The sequence below is a fragment of the Bradyrhizobium sp. CW1 genome (assembly GCF_023100665.1).
GTDB classification, from domain to species: domain Bacteria; phylum Pseudomonadota; class Alphaproteobacteria; order Rhizobiales; family Xanthobacteraceae; genus Bradyrhizobium; species Bradyrhizobium canariense_D.
The window spans coordinates 7,377,485-7,395,296 of record NZ_CP064684.1 but is presented as its reverse complement, the minus strand read 5'-3'; the positions used below and the strand labels follow the sequence as shown (position 1 = coordinate 7,395,296).

Here is a 17,812-nt window from a genome sequence, read left to right as displayed (position 1 = left end):
TTGGTGGACGCCAGCCGCGCACCTATGGCGGTATTCAGACGCAGCACCAGACGCTCGATTGGGTTACGCGCCACAGTACGTAAATAGTCAATTGGCGCGAGATCCTGAGTCCCGGGGGGATTGTTCTGAAGTGATCGACCGCGTGACCGTTGAAGACAAGTTTGCCTCGTTCGCGGCTCGCGGATTGCTTGTTATGGGCACGGGGCACGTTAGGAGGGATCTGTGCCAGTCTCATCGAGTTGCGAAATAGGCGATTGTGATAGACAGCAATCTGCAGCCCCATCAACCTCGTCTAGCGTCTTTGTTGGCAGTGGGACGCTAGCTATCAGGTGCGCTCAGCTAGCAATGGAGATGGGCCATGTCATCCGAGGGGTGCTGTGTGCCGATGTCATATTCGGCGATTGGGCTGCACGCGCCAATATCTTGCGCGCAGCGAGTGTTGAAGAGCTCTCCGCCTTACTGAATGCCGAATCGGTCGAGTTGATTTTTCTTGTCGGCAATCCATTCAAATTGCCAGCGGATGTGTTTCGTCGTGTCCACAAAGGCGCCTTCAACTACCACGACGGCCCGCTGCCACGATATGCAGGAACTCATGCCACGTCCTGGGCGCTGCTGGCGCAAGAGGTCGAATACGCAATTAGCTGGCATCGGATCGATCATGGTGTGAATACCGATGACCTGGTGATTGAACGTCAGGTATCGATCGCGCCCAACGATACTGCGCTAACTCTCAACCGTAAATGTGATCAAGCCGCCATCGTGGGCTTCCGCGAGCTCTTAACTGGCTTGGCGAACGGAGAGCTCAGTGTTCGTCCTCAGGCGGTAGTGGAGAGAAGCGATTTTCCGAGGTCTCGACCACCAGATGCCGCAGGCTGCATGCGGTGGAATCGTGCTGCGGAAAATTTGTCAGCGATGATGCGAGCCTTAGACTTTGGGCCGTATCATTCAAATCCGCTATGTCTGTCCAAGGCTCTGGTAGGCGACGACGTTGTCGTAGTTAGGAGCTTGGAGGTGTCGGCTCGACGCACGGGTTGTCCGGCAGGTACGTTAGTCGAAATCCACCCCAGCCACTGGCGTGTGGCAACAGATACGGAGGATGTTGATGTCTCGTTTGGCAGCGCGGATGGTAACGCGTTGGACGCGCGTGTGCTTGCGAGGGATTTCGATCTGGATGTGGGGGATTGTCTGCCAGTTTTAGGCGATGATCAGGCGCGGAGCATAACTGTCGCCCACGAAATGTTGGCGCCTCAAGAGCGTTTTTGGCGACAGCGGTTTGAGCGGTTCAAGACATTGCAGTTTCCTTTTTTGTCGTCTCGAGAAGCTGGAGCTCGCTACAAATGGCAGTCGAGCTCGTGGTTCGTTCCAAGTGGTTTGGCCGAGCTGTCGCCGACCGATCGTGCGGAATACCTGATAAGCGCGTGGCTCATCTATCTCGCCCGCGTCACCGGCCAATCAGAGCTTCAGTTGGGATGGACTCCCGCACCGAAAAGTTCGCGAGCCGGGTTGAAGATCATAGACGCGCTTGTCGCTTCTGTCGTGCCAATGGAAATTACCATTGACCTCGGTCATGGTTTTGCTGCGGTGCGCAAAGTGGTGGCGGCCGAGTGCGCTCAGCTGAGGGAGTACGATAGCTTTGCGCGGGATCTTATCGCACGTTGTCCGTCGTTGGGGGGTATTGAGCTGCTACGATCGCGCAGACCATGGCCGATTGGCATCACGGTTGTGGCAAATAGCTGTTCTGCTACCGGTGTTAGCCTGAGTTCAGAGGCAATCCTATCCGGTGATTTATTGACGTTTGAGGTTTGTGCTCTAGACGGGCGCTTTCGATTGCACTTTGATGCAAGTCGCTTGGTGGCCGACCAGATCGACCGCATCACGCAGCATCTGCAAAGCCTTTTGTTTGAGGTGGCTGCCGATGCGCATCGGCCGGTGCAACGGATTGGACTGTTGCCGTTCGACGAACGGGTGTACTTGCTAGAGGAGCTGAACCGGACGGCGACGGCCTATCCGTCGGATCGGTGCATCCACGAGCTGTTCGAGGCACAGGTAGCCAAGGCGGCGGACGCGGTGGCGGTGGTCCATGAGGACGAGCGCTTGAGCTATGGCGAGCTCAATGCGCGGGCGAACCGGCTGGCGCATCATCTGATCGGGCTCGGGGTGAAGCCGGACCAGCCTGTGGCGATCTGCCTTGAGCGCGGCGTGGCGATGGTGGTGGGGCTGCTTGCAATCCTCAAGGCGGGTGGCGCCTATCTGCCGTTGGATCCGGCCTATCCGTGCGCACGGCTCAAGCAGGTTCTTGAGGATGCGCAGCCGCAACTGTTGCTGGCCGATGCTGCGGGACGATCCGCGCTGGGCGCCGATGCGCTGGCCGATCTGACGGTGGTCGATCTCGAGACGGCGACATCGGCCTGGGCGAAGCTGCCGGCCTCGGATCCCGACCCGCGTGCGCTTGGCCTGACCTCGCGCCATCTCGCCTATGTGATCTACACCTCGGGATCTACCGGCACTCCAAAGGGCGTCATGGTCGAGCATCGAAGCTTGGTCAACCACACGATTTGGCAGGCGGATAAATTCCATTTCACTACCCACGACGTTTTCTTGCAGCGAACCTCCCCCGCGTTTGATGCCGCCGTATGGGAGCTATGGACAGCCTTGTCGATTGGGGCGCGTTCAATTCTTCTTCCTCGCGACCTGCAATTAGATGTTCGAAAACTTTTAGAGCTACTGGATAAGTATGGTGTCACTGTTCTGCAATTGGTCCCGTCGCTTCTTGCAGCATTGCTTGCGCTTACCGACGTTGAGCAAAAGTATATCGGTTCTTTGCGTTTCACATTCTGTGGTGGAGAGCTTCTTAGAAAAGAATTAGCGAGCAGATGGTTGCAATTGACATCTCAGCCGCTTGTCAATCTCTATGGACCAACTGAGGCGACGATTGACGCGGCTGCTTGGCATTATTCCGCTGGATTTAATAGGTCAGTTGTCCCGATCGGCCGACCGATTGCGAACACGCGGATTTATCTGCTGGACGGTCATGGCGAACTTGTTCCGTTTGGGGCGATCGGAGAGCTTTACATTGGCGGGGCGGGGGTCGCGCGTGGCTATCTGAACCGGCCCGAACTGACGGCGGAGCGGTTCTTGGCCGATCCGTTCAGTGGTGAGGTCGGCGCACGGATGTACCGGACCGGGGATCTCGCGCGGTACCTGCCGGACGGCAATCTGGAGTTTCTGGGCCGCATCGACGACCAGATGAAGATCCGCGGCTTCCGGATCGAGCCTGGCGAGATCGCGGCGCGGCTGGTTGAGCACGCGTCGGTGCGCGACGCGGCGGTGGTTGCGTGCGAGGATCGCAGCGGCGAGAAGCGTCTGGTCGCCTATGTGGTTACGGCTGCGGAGCATGCCGGCGAAGCCGAGGGGACTGAACTTGCCGGCACGTTGCGCACCCATCTTGGTGCGCGGCTGCCCGAGTACATGGTGCCGAGCGCGTTTGTGCGGCTTGCGGCGCTGCCGTTGACGCCGAACGGCAAGCTGGACCGCAAGGCGCTGCCCCCGCCAGAGGATGATGCGTATGCGCGGGCAGCCTATGAGGCGCCGCGGGGCGAGATCGAGATCGCGCTGGCGCAGATCTGGGCCGAGCTTCTGGGCCTGGAACGTGTCGGCCGGCACGACAACTTCTTCGAGCTGGGCGGGCACTCACTGCTGGCGGTTCAACTGATGGAGCGTTTGCGGCGGCTGTCGCTTGGGGTCGAGGTGCGCACCCTGTTCGCCAAGCCGGTGCTGGCCGATCTTGCCGCAAGCCTGGGCAGCCATCATGAGGTGGCGATCCCCGCCAACCTGATCACGGAGCAGAGTGCAGCGATTACACCAGAGCTGCTGCCGCTCATCGAGCTGGCGCAGCCGGAGATCGACCGGATTGTCGCCACGGTGCCTGGCGGTCTCGGCAACATCCAGGACATTTATGCCCTGTCGCCGCTGCAGGACGGCATCCTGTTCCATCATCTGTTGGCGAGGCGAGGCGATCCATACCTGCTGGTCTCGCAGATGGCATTTGCCGACCGGGCTCTGTTGGAGCGCTACCTTGCCGCGGTCCAGCGGGTGGTGGACCGGCACGATATCTTAAGAACGTCGTTTGTCTGGGAGGGCCTGTCGAGCCCGGCCCAGGTGGTTTGGCGGCGAACACCACTCGAGGTCACCGAGGTCGCGCTGGATGGATCTGATGGTGCTGAGCAGCTCAGGCAACAGTTTGATCCGCGTCAGCACCGGATCGATCTTGGCCGGGCGCCCTTGTTGCGGTTTGTGATTGCGCGCGAGCCCGGCAGTGCGCGCTGGCTGCTCCTGGAGCTGCTGCACCATCTGATCGGGGATCATTCCACGCTGGAAGTGATGCATGCCGAGGTTCGGGCCGTGCTCGGCGGTCGCGATCACGCGCTGGCAGCACCACAGCCGTTCCGCAATCTGGTGGCGCAGGCACGACTGGGAGTTGGAGCGCAAGAGCATGAGCAGTTCTTCCGGAGACTGCTGGCAGACATCGATGAGCCGACGCTGCCGTTTGGGCTGAGCGAGGTGCGCGGCGACGGCAGTGGAGCCGGCGAGGCGCGGCGGATGCTGCCGCGCGAGCTCAACGAGCGGCTGCGAGTGCAGGCGCGGCGGCTCGGGGTGAGCCTGGCGAGCCTGTGCCATCTGGCCTGGGGGCAGGTGGTGGCGCGCAGCAGCGGGCGTGAGCAGGTGGTGTTCGGCACGGTGCTGTTCGGCCGCATGCATGGAGGCGCCGGCGCCGACCGCGGCATGGGCCTGTTCATGAACACCCTGCCGCTGCGGCTTGATCTGGATGGCACCGGGGTCGAGGCGAGTGTCCGGATCACGCATCGCCGGCTGGCCGAGCTGCTGGCGCACGAGCATGCCTCGCTGGCCTTGGCGCAACGCTGCAGCGGCGTTGCGGCCCCGGCGCCACTGTTCAGCGCGCTGTTGAACTATCATCACACCATGTCGGTGGTTACTTCTGGAATGGATAATATTTGGTCCGGAGTGGAATGGCTGGGCGCGGAGGAGCGCACCAATTATCCCCTTGCATTGTCGGTGGAGGATTTTGGCGAGGCGCTCGGCCTGACGGCGCAGGTGGCGACGCCCATATCTGCGGACCGGGTCTGCGGCTACATGCAGCGGGCGCTTGAGCAACTGGCTAAGGCGCTGGAGCATGCCCCCAACAAGCCGGTGCGAGAGCTGGACATCCTCCCGGCTGACGAGCGGGCGTACCTGCTGGAGGAACTGAACCGCACGGCGGCGGCGTATCCGTCAGAGCGGTGCATCCATGAGCTGTTCGAGGCGCAGGTCGCCAAGACGCCGGATGCGGTGGCGGTGGTCTGTGCGGACGAACGCTTGAGCTATGGCGAGCTCAATGCGCGGGCCAACCGCCTGGCGCATCATCTGATCGCACTCGGGGTGAAGCCGGACCAGCCGGTGGCGATCTGCCTTGCGCGCAGCGTTGCGATGGTGGTGGGGCTTTTGGCGATCCTGAAGGCGGGTGGCGCCTATCTGCCGCTGGATGCGGCCTATCCGAGTGCGCGGCTGCACCAGGTGCTCAAGGATGCGGCGCCGCGTCTGCTGCTGGCCGACGAAGCCGGCCGTGCCGCGCTTGGCCCTGAGGCGCTGGCCGATGTGAGCGTTGTCGATCTTATGGCAGCCACACCCGCCTGGGCCGAGCTGCCCGCTTGTAATCTCGACCCGCGCGCGCTCGGCCTGACCTCGCGCCATCTCGCCTACGTGATCTACACCTCCGGATCCACAGGCACGCCCAAGGGCGTCATGATCGAGCATGCGAGCACGGTGAACCTGCTGCATTGGAGCAGCGAGGTGTTTGCGGAATCAGAGATCAGCCGCACCCTGTTTTCCACCTCGATCAGTTTTGATCTGTCCGTCTACGAGTGCTTCGTTCCGCTTTCGCAAGGAAGCACGCTTTACGTTGTTGAGAATGCGCTGGCGTTGGCCGAGAGGTCTTTGGATATCTCCTTGATCAACACAGTGCCCTCGGCGATCGCCGCTCTGGTCGACAAGAAAGCCGTGCCGGTTTCCGCAAGCGTGATCAATTCGTGCGGCGAGCGGCTGAAGGTAGGCCTCATAGAGAAGGCCTTCGAGAGCAGTCGCGTAGAGAAGATTTATAACCTTTACGCGCCGTCTGAAACCACCACGTACTCAACCTGGATCTGCTTGCGAAGGGGAGAGGCTGTCGTTGAGACGATTGGCCGTCCGATTGCGAACACGCGGGTGTATCTGCTTGACGGTGATGGTGCGCCTGTTCCGTCTGGGGCGCTGGGCGAGCTTTACATCGGCGGGGCGGGAGTGGCGCGCGGCTATCTGAACCGTCCCGAGCTGACGGCGGAGCGGTTCATCGCCAGTCCCTTTGTCGAAGCCGACCGGCTGTACCGCACTGGCGATCTGGCGCGCTATCTGCCGGACGGCAATCTGGAATTTTTGGGGCGCAATGACGACCAGGTGAAGATCCGCGGGTTCCGGATCGAGCCCGGTGAGATCGCGGCGCGGCTTGCCGAGCACGCCTGGGTGCGCGAGGCGGTGGTGGTGGCGCACCAGGATGGGACGGGCGAGCCGCGACTCGTTGCGTATCTCGTCGCGGCGGCCGAGCATGCGGCCGACGCTGAGGGGGGCGATCTTGCCGGCACCTTGCGCGCGCACTTAAGTGAGCGGTTGCCCGAGTACATGGTGCCATCGGCGTTTGTGCAGCTGGCGGCGCTGCCGCTGACGCCGAACGGCAAGCTCGACCGCAAGGCGCTGCCGGCGCCGCAAGATGAGGCGTATGCACGCGCCGTCTATGAGGCACCGCAAGGCGAGATCGAGACCGCGCTGGCAACGATCTGGGCCGAGCTTCTGGGTGCTGAGCGGGTCGGACGCCACGACCACTTCTTTGCGCTCGGCGGCCACTCGCTGCTCGCGGTGCGGCTGTTGAGCCGGGTCTCGCAGGTTGTTGGCGTCGCACTGCCGCTGAGCACGCTGTTTGCGAAACCGGTGCTGGCCGATCTGGCCGCGAGCCTCGTGGATGAGTTGAGCCGCTCCGGCGCGCAAGACCTGCCGGCCATTGTGGCCGTGCCGCGTGATGCGGCGCTTGTGCTGTCGTTTGCGCAGCAGCGGCTGTGGTTTTTGGCGCAGCTGGATCAGAGCGGCACGAACTATCACATTCCACTGGCGTGGCGGCTCAAGGGTGGGCTCGACCGCAGCGCCTGGCAGCGCAGCCTGGACCGTGTGTTGGCGCGCCAGGAGGCGCTGCGCAGCGTCTTTGTCGCGCCGGAGGGCAAGCCCTGGGTGGAGCTGCTGCCGCAGGATGCGGGGCTGCCGGTTGTGGAGCACGATCTGCGGGACAGGCCGGATGCGGACGAGGCGCTATTGGACCTGTGCAGGGAAGAGGCGCGCACGCCGTTCGATCTGGCGCGCGGCCCGCTGATCCGCGGCCGCTTGATCCGGATCTCGGATGATGAGCACGTCTTCCTGCTGACCCAGCATCACATTGTCTCCGACGGTTGGTCGATCGGCGTATTGGCGCGTGAGCTCAGTCAGCTGTACCGGGCGTTCGTGGCCGGAGACGACGATCCGCTGCCGCCGCTTGTGATCCAGTATCCGGACTATGCCGCCTGGCAACGGCGGTGGCTAACAGGGGAACGGCTCTCGAACCAGGCGCAGTATTGGCGCAACGCCCTGTCTGGCGCGCCGGCCCGTCTGGCCTTGCGGACCGACCGGCCGCGGCCGGCACAGCAGTCGTTTGCCGGGGCCGGTGTGGCGGTCGTGATCGATGCGGATCTGACGCGGGGCTTGCGGCGGCTGAGCCAGCAGCATGGCACGACCTTGTTCATGACGGTGCTGGCGGCGTGGGCTGCGGTGCTGTCGCGTCTGTCGGGGCAGGACGACCTTGTGATCGGGGTGCCGAGCGCCAATCGCGGTCGGCGCGAGGTCGAGGAGCTGATCGGCTGCTTCGTCAACACCCTGGCGCTGCGGCTCGACCTGTCGGGCGCGCCGAGCGTGGCGGAGCTGCTCAAACGGACGCGGCGCACGGCCTTGGCGGCGCAGGAGCATCAGGACCTGCCGTTTGAGCAGGTGGTGGAGATCGTGCAACCGCCGCGGCGTCTTGATCACACGCCGTTGTTCCAGGTGATGTTGGCCTGGCAGAACAACGCCGCTCAATCCTTCGATCTTCCCGGGTTGAGTGTGGAGGCTGTGGGGGATGGGTACGATCAGGTCAAGTTCGATCTGGAGCTGAGCTTGGGCGAGCATGGCGAGGTCATCGCCGGCACGCTGGGGTATGCGGCGGCGCTGTTCGATCACACGACGATCGAACGGCAGCGTGGCTATCTGTTGGCGCTGCTGCGGGCGATGGTGGCCGATGCGCGGCAAGCGGTCGGGCGGATTGAGCTGCTGGCGGCCGACGAGCGCGCATATCTATTGGAGGAGCTGAACCGGACGGCGGTGCCGTATCCCGAGCAGCAGTGCATCCATGAGCTGTTCGAGGCACAGGTCGCCAAGGCGCCGGACGCGGTGGCGGTGGTCCATGAGGACGAGCGCTTGAGCTATGGCGAGCTCAATGCACGGGCGAACCGGCTGGCGCATCATCTGATCGGGCTCGGGGTGAAGCCGGACCAGCCTGTGGCGATCTGCCTTGAGCGCGGCGTGGCGATGGTGGTGGGGCTGCTTGCAATCCTCAAGGCGGGTGGCGCCTATCTGCCGTTGGATCCGGCCTATCCGTGCGCACGGCTCAAGCAGGTTCTTGAGGATGCGCAGCCGCAACTGTTGCTGGCCGATGCTGCGGGACGATCCGCGCTGGGCGCCGATGCGCTGGCCGATCTGACGGTGGTCGATCTCGAGACGGCGACATCGGCCTGGGCGAAGCTGCCGGCCTCGGATCCCGACCCGCGCGCGCTTGGCCTGACCTCGCGCCATCTCGCCTATGTGATCTACACCTCGGGATCTACCGGCACCCCAAAGGGAGTCATGATCGAGCATCGCGGATTAGTCAATCTGATAGCTTGGCATGTGCAAACGTTTTGTCTTCAACCAGAAACCTGTTGCGCACTCACTGCCGGACTAGCATTCGATGCCAGCACTTGGGAGCTATGGACTGCGTTATACAACGGCAGCACATTGCTTCTACCTCCCAGAGCGGCAGCGGGAGATTCGCTCCGCCTGCTAGAATGGTGGCGTGATCAATCGCTCGAAGTCGCCTTTCTGATCACGCCGCTGGCCACAATCGCGTTGGAAGACAAGCTGGTAAATCCCACATTGGAGTACTTGCTTGTTGGCGGTGATCGTCTCCACCGTATGCCCGCGTCTCTAACACCGCCTTTAAAGCTGATAAACAACTATGGCCCTACTGAAGCTACGGTCGTGGCGACCTCGGGACGGCTCTCCATCGAAAACGCAGTGCCGCATATCGGCCGTCCGATTGCGAACACGCGTGTGTATCTGCTCGATGGTCATGGCGCGCCCGTTCCGTTGGGAGCGGTGGGAGAGCTCTACATTGGCGGGGCGGGGGTCGCGCGTGGCTATCTGAACCGGCCCGAACTGACGGCGGAGAGGTTCTTGGCCGATCCGTTCAGTGGTGAGGTCGGCGCACGGATGTACCGGACCGGGGATCTCGCGCGGTACCTGCCGGACGGCAATCTGGAGTTTCTGGGCCGCATCGACGACCAGATGAAGATCCGCGGCTTCCGGATCGAGCCTGGCGAGATCGCGGCGCGGCTGGTTGAGCACGCGTCGGTGCGCGACGCGGCGGTGGTTGCGTGCGAGGATCGCAGCGGCGAGAAGCGTCTGGTCGCCTATGTGGTTACGGCTGCGGAGCATGCCGGCGAAGCCGAGGGGACTGAACTTGCCGGCACGTTGCGCACCCATCTTGGTGCGCGGCTGCCCGAGTACATGGTGCCGAGCGCGTTTGTGCGGCTTGCGGCGCTGCCGTTGACGCCGAACGGCAAGCTGGACCGCAAGGCGCTGCCCCCGCCAGAGGATGATGCGTATGCGCGGGCAGCCTATGAGGCGCCGCGGGGCGAGATCGAGATCGCGCTGGCGCAGATCTGGGCCGAGCTTCTGGGCCTGGAACGTGTCGGCCGGCACGACAACTTCTTCGAGCTGGGCGGGCACTCACTGCTGGCGGTTCAACTGATGGAGCGTTTGCGGCGGCTGTCGCTTGGGGTCGAGGTGCGCACCCTGTTCGCCAAGCCGGTGCTGGCCGATCTTGCCGCAAGCCTGGGCAGCCATCATGAGGTGGCGATCCCCGCCAACCTGATCACGGAGCAGAGTGCAGCGATTACACCAGAGCTGCTGCCGCTCATCGAGCTGGCGCAGCCGGAGATCGACCGGATTGTCGCCACGGTGCCTGGCGGTCTCGGCAACATCCAGGACATTTATGCCCTGTCGCCGCTGCAGGACGGCATCCTGTTCCATCATCTGTTGGCGAGGCGAGGCGATCCATACCTGCTGGTCTCGCAGATGGCATTTGCCGACCGGGCTCTGTTGGAGCGCTACCTTGCCGCGGTCCAGCGGGTGGTGGACCGGCACGATATCTTAAGAACGTCGTTTGTCTGGGAGGGCCTGTCGAGCCCGGCCCAGGTGGTTTGGCGGCGAACACCACTCGAGGTCACCGAGGTCGCGCTGGATGGATCTGATGGTGCTGAGCAGCTCAGGCAACAGTTTGATCCGCGTCAGCACCGGATCGATCTTGGCCGGGCGCCCTTGTTGCGGTTTGTGATTGCGCGCGAGCCCGGCAGTGCGCGCTGGCTGCTCCTGGAGCTGCTGCACCATCTGATCGGGGATCATTCCACGCTGGAAGTGATGCATGCCGAGGTTCGGGCCGTGCTCGGCGGTCGCGATCACGCGCTGGCAGCACCACAGCCGTTCCGCAATCTGGTGGCGCAGGCACGACTGGGAGTTGGAGCGCAAGAGCATGAGCAGTTCTTCCGGAGACTGCTGGCAGACATCGATGAGCCGACGCTGCCGTTTGGGCTGAGCGAGGTGCGCGGCGACGGCAGTGGAGCCGGCGAGGCGCGGCGGATGCTGCCGCGCGAGCTCAACGAGCGGCTGCGAGTGCAGGCGCGGCGGCTCGGGGTGAGCCTGGCGAGCCTGTGCCATCTGGCCTGGGGGCAGGTGGTGGCGCGCAGCAGCGGGCGTGAGCAGGTGGTGTTCGGCACGGTGCTGTTCGGCCGCATGCATGGAGGCGCCGGCGCCGACCGCGCCATGGGCCTGTTCATCAATACCCTGCCGCTGCGGCTTGATCTGGATGGCACCGGGGTCGAGGCGAGTGTCCGGATCACGCATCGCCGGCTGGCCGAGCTGCTGGCGCACGAGCATGCCTCGCTGGCCTTGGCGCAACGCTGCAGCAGCGTTGCGGCGCCGGCGCCGCTGTTCAGCGCACTGTTGAACTACCGTCATAACACGCCAGCGCCAAGCTCCGGACCGGACGATGTGCTATCCGGCGTGGAATGGTTGGGTGCGGAAGAACGCACCAACTATCCGCTGACCTTGTCGGTGGAGGATTTTGGCGAGGCGCTCGGCCTGACGGCGCAGGTGGCGGCGCCCATATCTGCGGACCGGGTCTGCGGCTACATGCAGCGGGCGCTTGAGCAACTGGCTGAGGCGCTGGAGCATGCCCCCAACAAGCCGGTGCGAGAGCTGGACATCCTCCCGGCTGACGAGCGGGCGTACCTGCTGGAGGAACTGAACCGCACGGCGGCGGCGTATCCGTCAGAGCGGTGCATCCATGAGCTGTTCGAGGCGCAGGTCGCCAAGACGCCGGATGCGGTGGCGGTGGTCTGTGCGGACGAACGCTTGAGCTATGGCGAGCTCAATGCGCGGGCCAACCGCCTGGCGCATCATCTGATCGCACTCGGGGTCACGCCCGGGGATCGCCTTGCGACAATGCTGGATCGCTCCGTCGTCCTGGTGGTGGCACAGCTGGCGATCCTGAAGGCGGGCGGAGTTTATGTGCCGATCGATCGCAGTCTTCCACCAGCGCGACAGAGCTGGATGATGGCCGACTGTGCTGCGCGCCTGGTGCTCACCAACAGTGATGATGATCTGGTCGAGGTGACGATTCCTGTTCTGCCTATTGAGCCGCTCATGACTGGAGCAGGCCTTAGCACCGATCCTGGCTTGGCATTGACCGCCGAGGCTGCCGCCTACGTCATGTACACCTCCGGCTCGACCGGCCTTCCGAAGGGGGTTGTTGTTCCTCATCGTGCCGTAAACCGACTGGTCATCAACAACGGATATGCGCAGTTCAATGCGAGTGATCGTGTGGCGTGGGTGGGCAACCCCGCGTTTGATATCAGTACACTGGAAGTCTGGGCACCGCTGCTACACGGCTCTAGCCTGATCGTGATTCCATACACTGATGCGCTGCAACCAGGGGTGCTGCGCGGCCTGGTTCAGCAGCACCGCATTAGCGTCCTGCATTTGACGGCCGGGTTGTTCAACCAGAGCGCTGCTGATTTGGGCCCGGTGCCGGCGAGTTTGCGGTTGCTATTGGTTGGCGGTGATGCGGTTGATGTGGCGGCAGTCGCACGGATTTTGAGCCAGAGCCGACCGCAACATCTCCTGCATTGCTACGGTCCGACCGAGACGACGACTTTTGCGACAGTCTGCGAGATTACCGCGATTGATGAGACATTGCAGCGGCTCCCCATCGGCCGTCCGATTGCGAACACGCGTGTGTATCTGCTCGATGGTCATGGCGCGCCCGTTCCGTTGGGAGCGGTGGGAGAGCTCTACATTGGCGGGGCGGGGGTCGCGCGTGGCTATCTGAACCGGCCCGAACTGACGGCGGAGAGGTTCTTGGCCGATCCGTTCAGTGGTGAGGTCGGCGCACGGATGTACCGGACCGGGGATCTCGCGCGGTACCTGCCGGACGGCAATCTGGAGTTTCTGGGCCGCATCGACGACCAGATGAAGATCCGCGGCTTCCGGATCGAGCCTGGCGAGATCGCGGCGCGGCTGGTTGAGCACGCGTCGGTGCGCGACGCGGCGGTGGTTGCGTGCGAGGATCGCAGCGGCGAGAAGCGTCTGGTCGCCTATGTGGTTACGGCTGCGGAGCATGCCGGCGAAGCCGAGGGGACTGAACTTGCCGGCACGTTGCGCACCCATCTTGGTGCGCGGCTGCCCGAGTACATGGTGCCGAGCGCGTTTGTGCGGCTTGCGGCGCTGCCGTTGACGCCGAACGGCAAGCTGGACCGCAAGGCGCTGCCCCCGCCAGAGGATGATGCGTATGCGCGGGCAGCCTATGAGGCGCCGCGGGGCGAGATCGAGATCGCGCTGGCGCAGATCTGGGCCGAGCTTCTGGGCCTGGAACGTGTCGGCCGGCACGACAACTTCTTCGAGCTGGGCGGGCACTCACTGCTGGCGGTTCAACTGATGGAGCGTTTGCGGCGGCTGTCGCTTGGGGTCGAGGTGCGCACCCTGTTCGCCAAGCCGGTGCTGGCCGATCTTGCCGCAAGCCTGGGCAGCCATCATGAGGTGGCGATCCCCGCCAACCTGATCACGGAGCAGAGTGCAGCGATTACACCAGAGCTGCTGCCGCTCATCGAGCTGGCGCAGCCGGAGATCGACCGGATTGTCGCCACGGTGCCTGGCGGTCTCGGCAACATCCAGGACATTTATGCCCTGTCGCCGCTGCAGGACGGCATCCTGTTCCATCATCTGTTGGCGAGGCGAGGCGATCCATACCTGCTGGTCTCGCAGATGGCATTTGCCGACCGGGCTCTGTTGGAGCGCTACCTTGCCGCGGTCCAGCGGGTGGTGGACCGGCACGATATCTTAAGAACGTCGTTTGTCTGGGAGGGCCTGTCGAGCCCGGCCCAGGTGGTTTGGCGGCGAACACCACTCGAGGTCACCGAGGTCGCGCTGGATGGATCTGATGGTGCTGAGCAGCTCAGGCAACAGTTTGATCCGCGTCAGCACCGGATCGATCTTGGCCGGGCGCCCTTGTTGCGGTTTGTGATTGCGCGCGAGCCCGGCAGTGCGCGCTGGCTGCTCCTGGAGCTGCTGCACCATCTGATCGGGGATCATTCCACGCTGGAAGTGATGCATGCCGAGGTTCGGGCCGTGCTCGGCGGTCGCGATCACGCGCTGGCAGCACCACAGCCGTTCCGCAATCTGGTGGCGCAGGCACGACTGGGAGTTGGAGCGCAAGAGCATGAGCAGTTCTTCCGGAGACTGCTGGCAGACATCGATGAGCCGACGCTGCCGTTTGGGCTGAGCGAGGTGCGCGGCGACGGCAGTGGAGCCGGCGAGGCGCGGCGGATGCTGCCGCGCGAGCTCAACGAGCGGCTGCGAGTGCAGGCGCGGCGGCTCGGGGTGAGCCTGGCGAGCCTGTGCCATCTGGCCTGGGGGCAGGTGGTGGCGCGCAGCAGCGGGCGTGAGCAGGTGGTGTTCGGCACGGTGCTGTTCGGCCGCATGCATGGAGGCGCCGGCGCCGACCGCGCCATGGGCCTGTTCATCAATACCCTGCCGCTGCGGCTTGATCTGGATGGCACCGGGGTCGAGGCGAGTGTCCGGATCACGCATCGCCGGCTGGCCGAGCTGCTGGCGCACGAGCATGCCTCGCTGGCCTTGGCGCAACGCTGCAGCAGCGTTGCGGCGCCGGCGCCGCTGTTCAGCGCACTGTTGAACTACCGTCATAACACGCCAGCGCCAAGCTCCGGACCGGACGATGTGCTATCCGGCGTGGAATGGTTGGGTGCGGAAGAACGCACCAACTATCCGCTGACCTTGTCGGTGGAGGATTTTGGCGAGGCGCTCGGCCTGACGGCGCAGGTGGCGGCGCCCATATCTGCGGACCGGGTCTGCGGCTACATGCAGCGGGCGCTTGAGCAACTGGCTGAGGCGCTGGAGCATGCCCCCAACAAGCCGGTGCGAGAGCTGGACATCCTCCCGGCTGACGAGCGGGCGTACCTGCTGGAGGAACTGAACCGCACGGCGGCGGCGTATCCGTCAGAGCGGTGCATCCATGAGCTGTTCGAGGCGCAGGTCGCCAAGACGCCGGATGCGGTGGCGGTGGTCTGTGCGGACGAACGCTTGAGCTATGGCGAGCTCAATGCGCGGGCCAACCGCCTGGCGCATCATCTGATCGCACTCGGGGTCACGCCCGGGGATCGCCTTGCGACAATGCTGGATCGCTCCGTCGTCCTGGTGGTGGCACAGCTGGCGATCCTGAAGGCGGGCGGAGTTTATGTGCCGATCGATCGCAGTCTTCCACCAGCGCGACAGAGCTGGATGATGGCCGACTGTGCTGCGCGCCTGGTGCTCACCAACAGTGATGATGATCTGGTCGAGGTGACGATTCCTGTTCTGCCTATTGAGCCGCTCATGACTGGAGCAGGCCTTAGCACCGATCCTGGCTTGGCATTGACCGCCGAGGCTGCCGCCTACGTCATGTACACCTCCGGCTCGACCGGCCTTCCGAAGGGGGTTGTTGTTCCTCATCGTGCCGTAAACCGACTGGTCATCAACAACGGATATGCGCAGTTCAATGCGAGTGATCGTGTGGCGTGGGTGGGCAACCCCGCGTTTGATATCAGTACACTGGAAGTCTGGGCACCGCTGCTACACGGCTCTAGCCTGATCGTGATTCCATACACTGATGCGCTGCAACCAGGGGTGCTGCGCGGCCTGGTTCAGCAGCACCGCATTAGCGTCCTGCATTTGACGGCCGGGTTGTTCAACCAGAGCGCTGCTGATTTGGGCCCGGTGCCGGCGAGTTTGCGGTTGCTATTGGTTGGCGGTGATGCGGTTGATGTGGCGGCAGTCGCACGGATTTTGAGCCAGAGCCGACCGCAACATCTCCTGCATTGCTACGGTCCGACCGAGACGACGACTTTTGCGACAGTCTGCGAGATTACCGCGATTGATGAGACATTGCAGCGGCTCCCCATCGGCCGTCCGATTGCGAACACGCGTGTGTATCTGCTCGATGGTCATGGCGCGCCCGTTCCGTTGGGAGCGGTGGGAGAGCTCTACATTGGCGGGGCGGGGGTCGCGCGTGGCTATCTGAACCGGCCCGAACTGACGGCGGAGAGGTTCTTGGCCGATCCGTTCAGTGGTGAGGTCGGCGCACGGATGTACCGGACCGGGGATCTCGCGCGGTACCTGCCGGACGGCAATCTGGAGTTTCTGGGCCGCATCGACGACCAGATGAAGATCCGCGGCTTCCGGATCGAGCCTGGCGAGATCGCGGCGCGGCTGGTTGAGCACGCGTCGGTGCGCGACGCGGCGGTGGTTGCGTGCGAGGATCGCAGCGGCGAGAAGCGTCTGGTCGCCTATGTGGTTACGGCTGCGGAGCATGCCGGCGAAGCCGAGGGGACTGAACTTGCCGGCACGTTGCGCACCCATCTTGGTGCGCGGCTGCCCGAGTACATGGTGCCGAGCGCGTTTGTGCGGCTTGCGGCGCTGCCGTTGACGCCGAACGGCAAGCTGGACCGCAAGGCGCTGCCCCCGCCAGAGGATGATGCGTATGCGCGGGCAGCCTATGAGGCGCCGCGGGGCGAGATCGAGATCGCGCTGGCGCAGATCTGGGCCGAGCTTCTGGGCCTGGAACGTGTCGGCCGGCACGACAACTTCTTCGAGCTGGGCGGGCACTCACTGCTGGCACTGCAAGTGCTTGAGCAACTCCGGCGGCGGGGTCTTACCCTCGAACTTTCCGCGCATATCGCGAGTCCCCGCCTCGACCAGTGCGCCGAGAAAGTGCGCTCGCGATCAAAGGACGGTCGAAAATCTGCGGGCCAACTCATTTCTCTTCGAGTCGCCAAGAGTCGGCCGCTTATCCTCTGTCACGCGCGTGGCGGAGGCCTGAGCATCTATGATGACCTCGTGCGGGCGTTGCCACCTACGCAAAACATCTATGGTATTCATGCCCTAAACTTCGGTCACGAACTCGCGAGGGTGCGTTCGATTGACGAGATAGCTGAAGTCTATGCTCGGGCCATTCTTCCAGTGCTACCGGACATGGCTTGTACGCTCGCCGGATGGTCTTTTGGTGGTGTGCTCGCCCACGCCGTCGCTGGGGTACTTATTTCCGCACACGTGAGGGTCGATTTTGTGGCTATGATCGATAGTGCCTATCCGTCGGTCCTAGAAGCGCCTCTCAGTCTCTCCATGGACCAGGAATGGTCTGAATTCCTTATATTCCTTGCGGAGGAGGGTGGATTGTCGCCTCAACACGGTGCAACGACCGAAATTCGGCCAGCTGACTTCGCAGCGCTTGCTCTCGCCCTCTCGGGTGCATGGAAAATTGGTGCACCCGCGCTTGAGGAAATCTTCCAAGTGTTCGTTCGCCATATTCGCGCGGGCAGACTCTACGTACCCAAGAAGGTTTCGGCGCTCGGCGTCTCTTACAATCAGAACTCCGCCAACACAGCAACTTCATGGCGCGCTGTCTTCGATAGCGTCATTGAAGCGCCGCCTCTTCCTGGCGACCATCGCTCGCTTCTGAAGCATCCAAACGTAGTTGTCCTCGCGGACGACCTCTCAAATCGCCTGTTCGCCGACGCTGTTCTCCATTCGTCCGCCATTGAATAAAAGCCGTGGCGGACTCAGTCACGAGCCGGATCGGGTCCTGGGCCCCTGTGCCGGAGGAGATCAGGCTTTCGAGGTCGCGGGCAAGATCACTCTTCGCACGAATTTCGCCTGTAACCGACCTGAGCTGCTGATTCCGCTCGATGTTGCACGCGCCGCCGCCGACCGGGCATGCTCCCGGCGCCGTTTTCCACGTCTAACTCGATCCGCGCCCGTACTTTGACGGGGGGAGCGGCCGGGTAGGGCCGGCCGGGACAGGTCT

1 protein-coding gene is annotated in these 17,812 nt (G+C 63.5%); it reads left to right on the top strand.

Features of this window, described 5'->3' with window-relative positions; all coding sequences use genetic code 11:
- Positions 1-351: 351 nt before the first annotated feature.
- Positions 352-17,553: a non-ribosomal peptide synthetase gene (locus IVB54_RS35345; RefSeq protein ID WP_247776954.1), complete on the top strand. Its 17,202-nt coding sequence runs from the start codon at positions 352-354 to the stop codon at positions 17,551-17,553.
- The last annotated feature ends 259 nt before the right edge of the window (positions 17,554-17,812 follow it).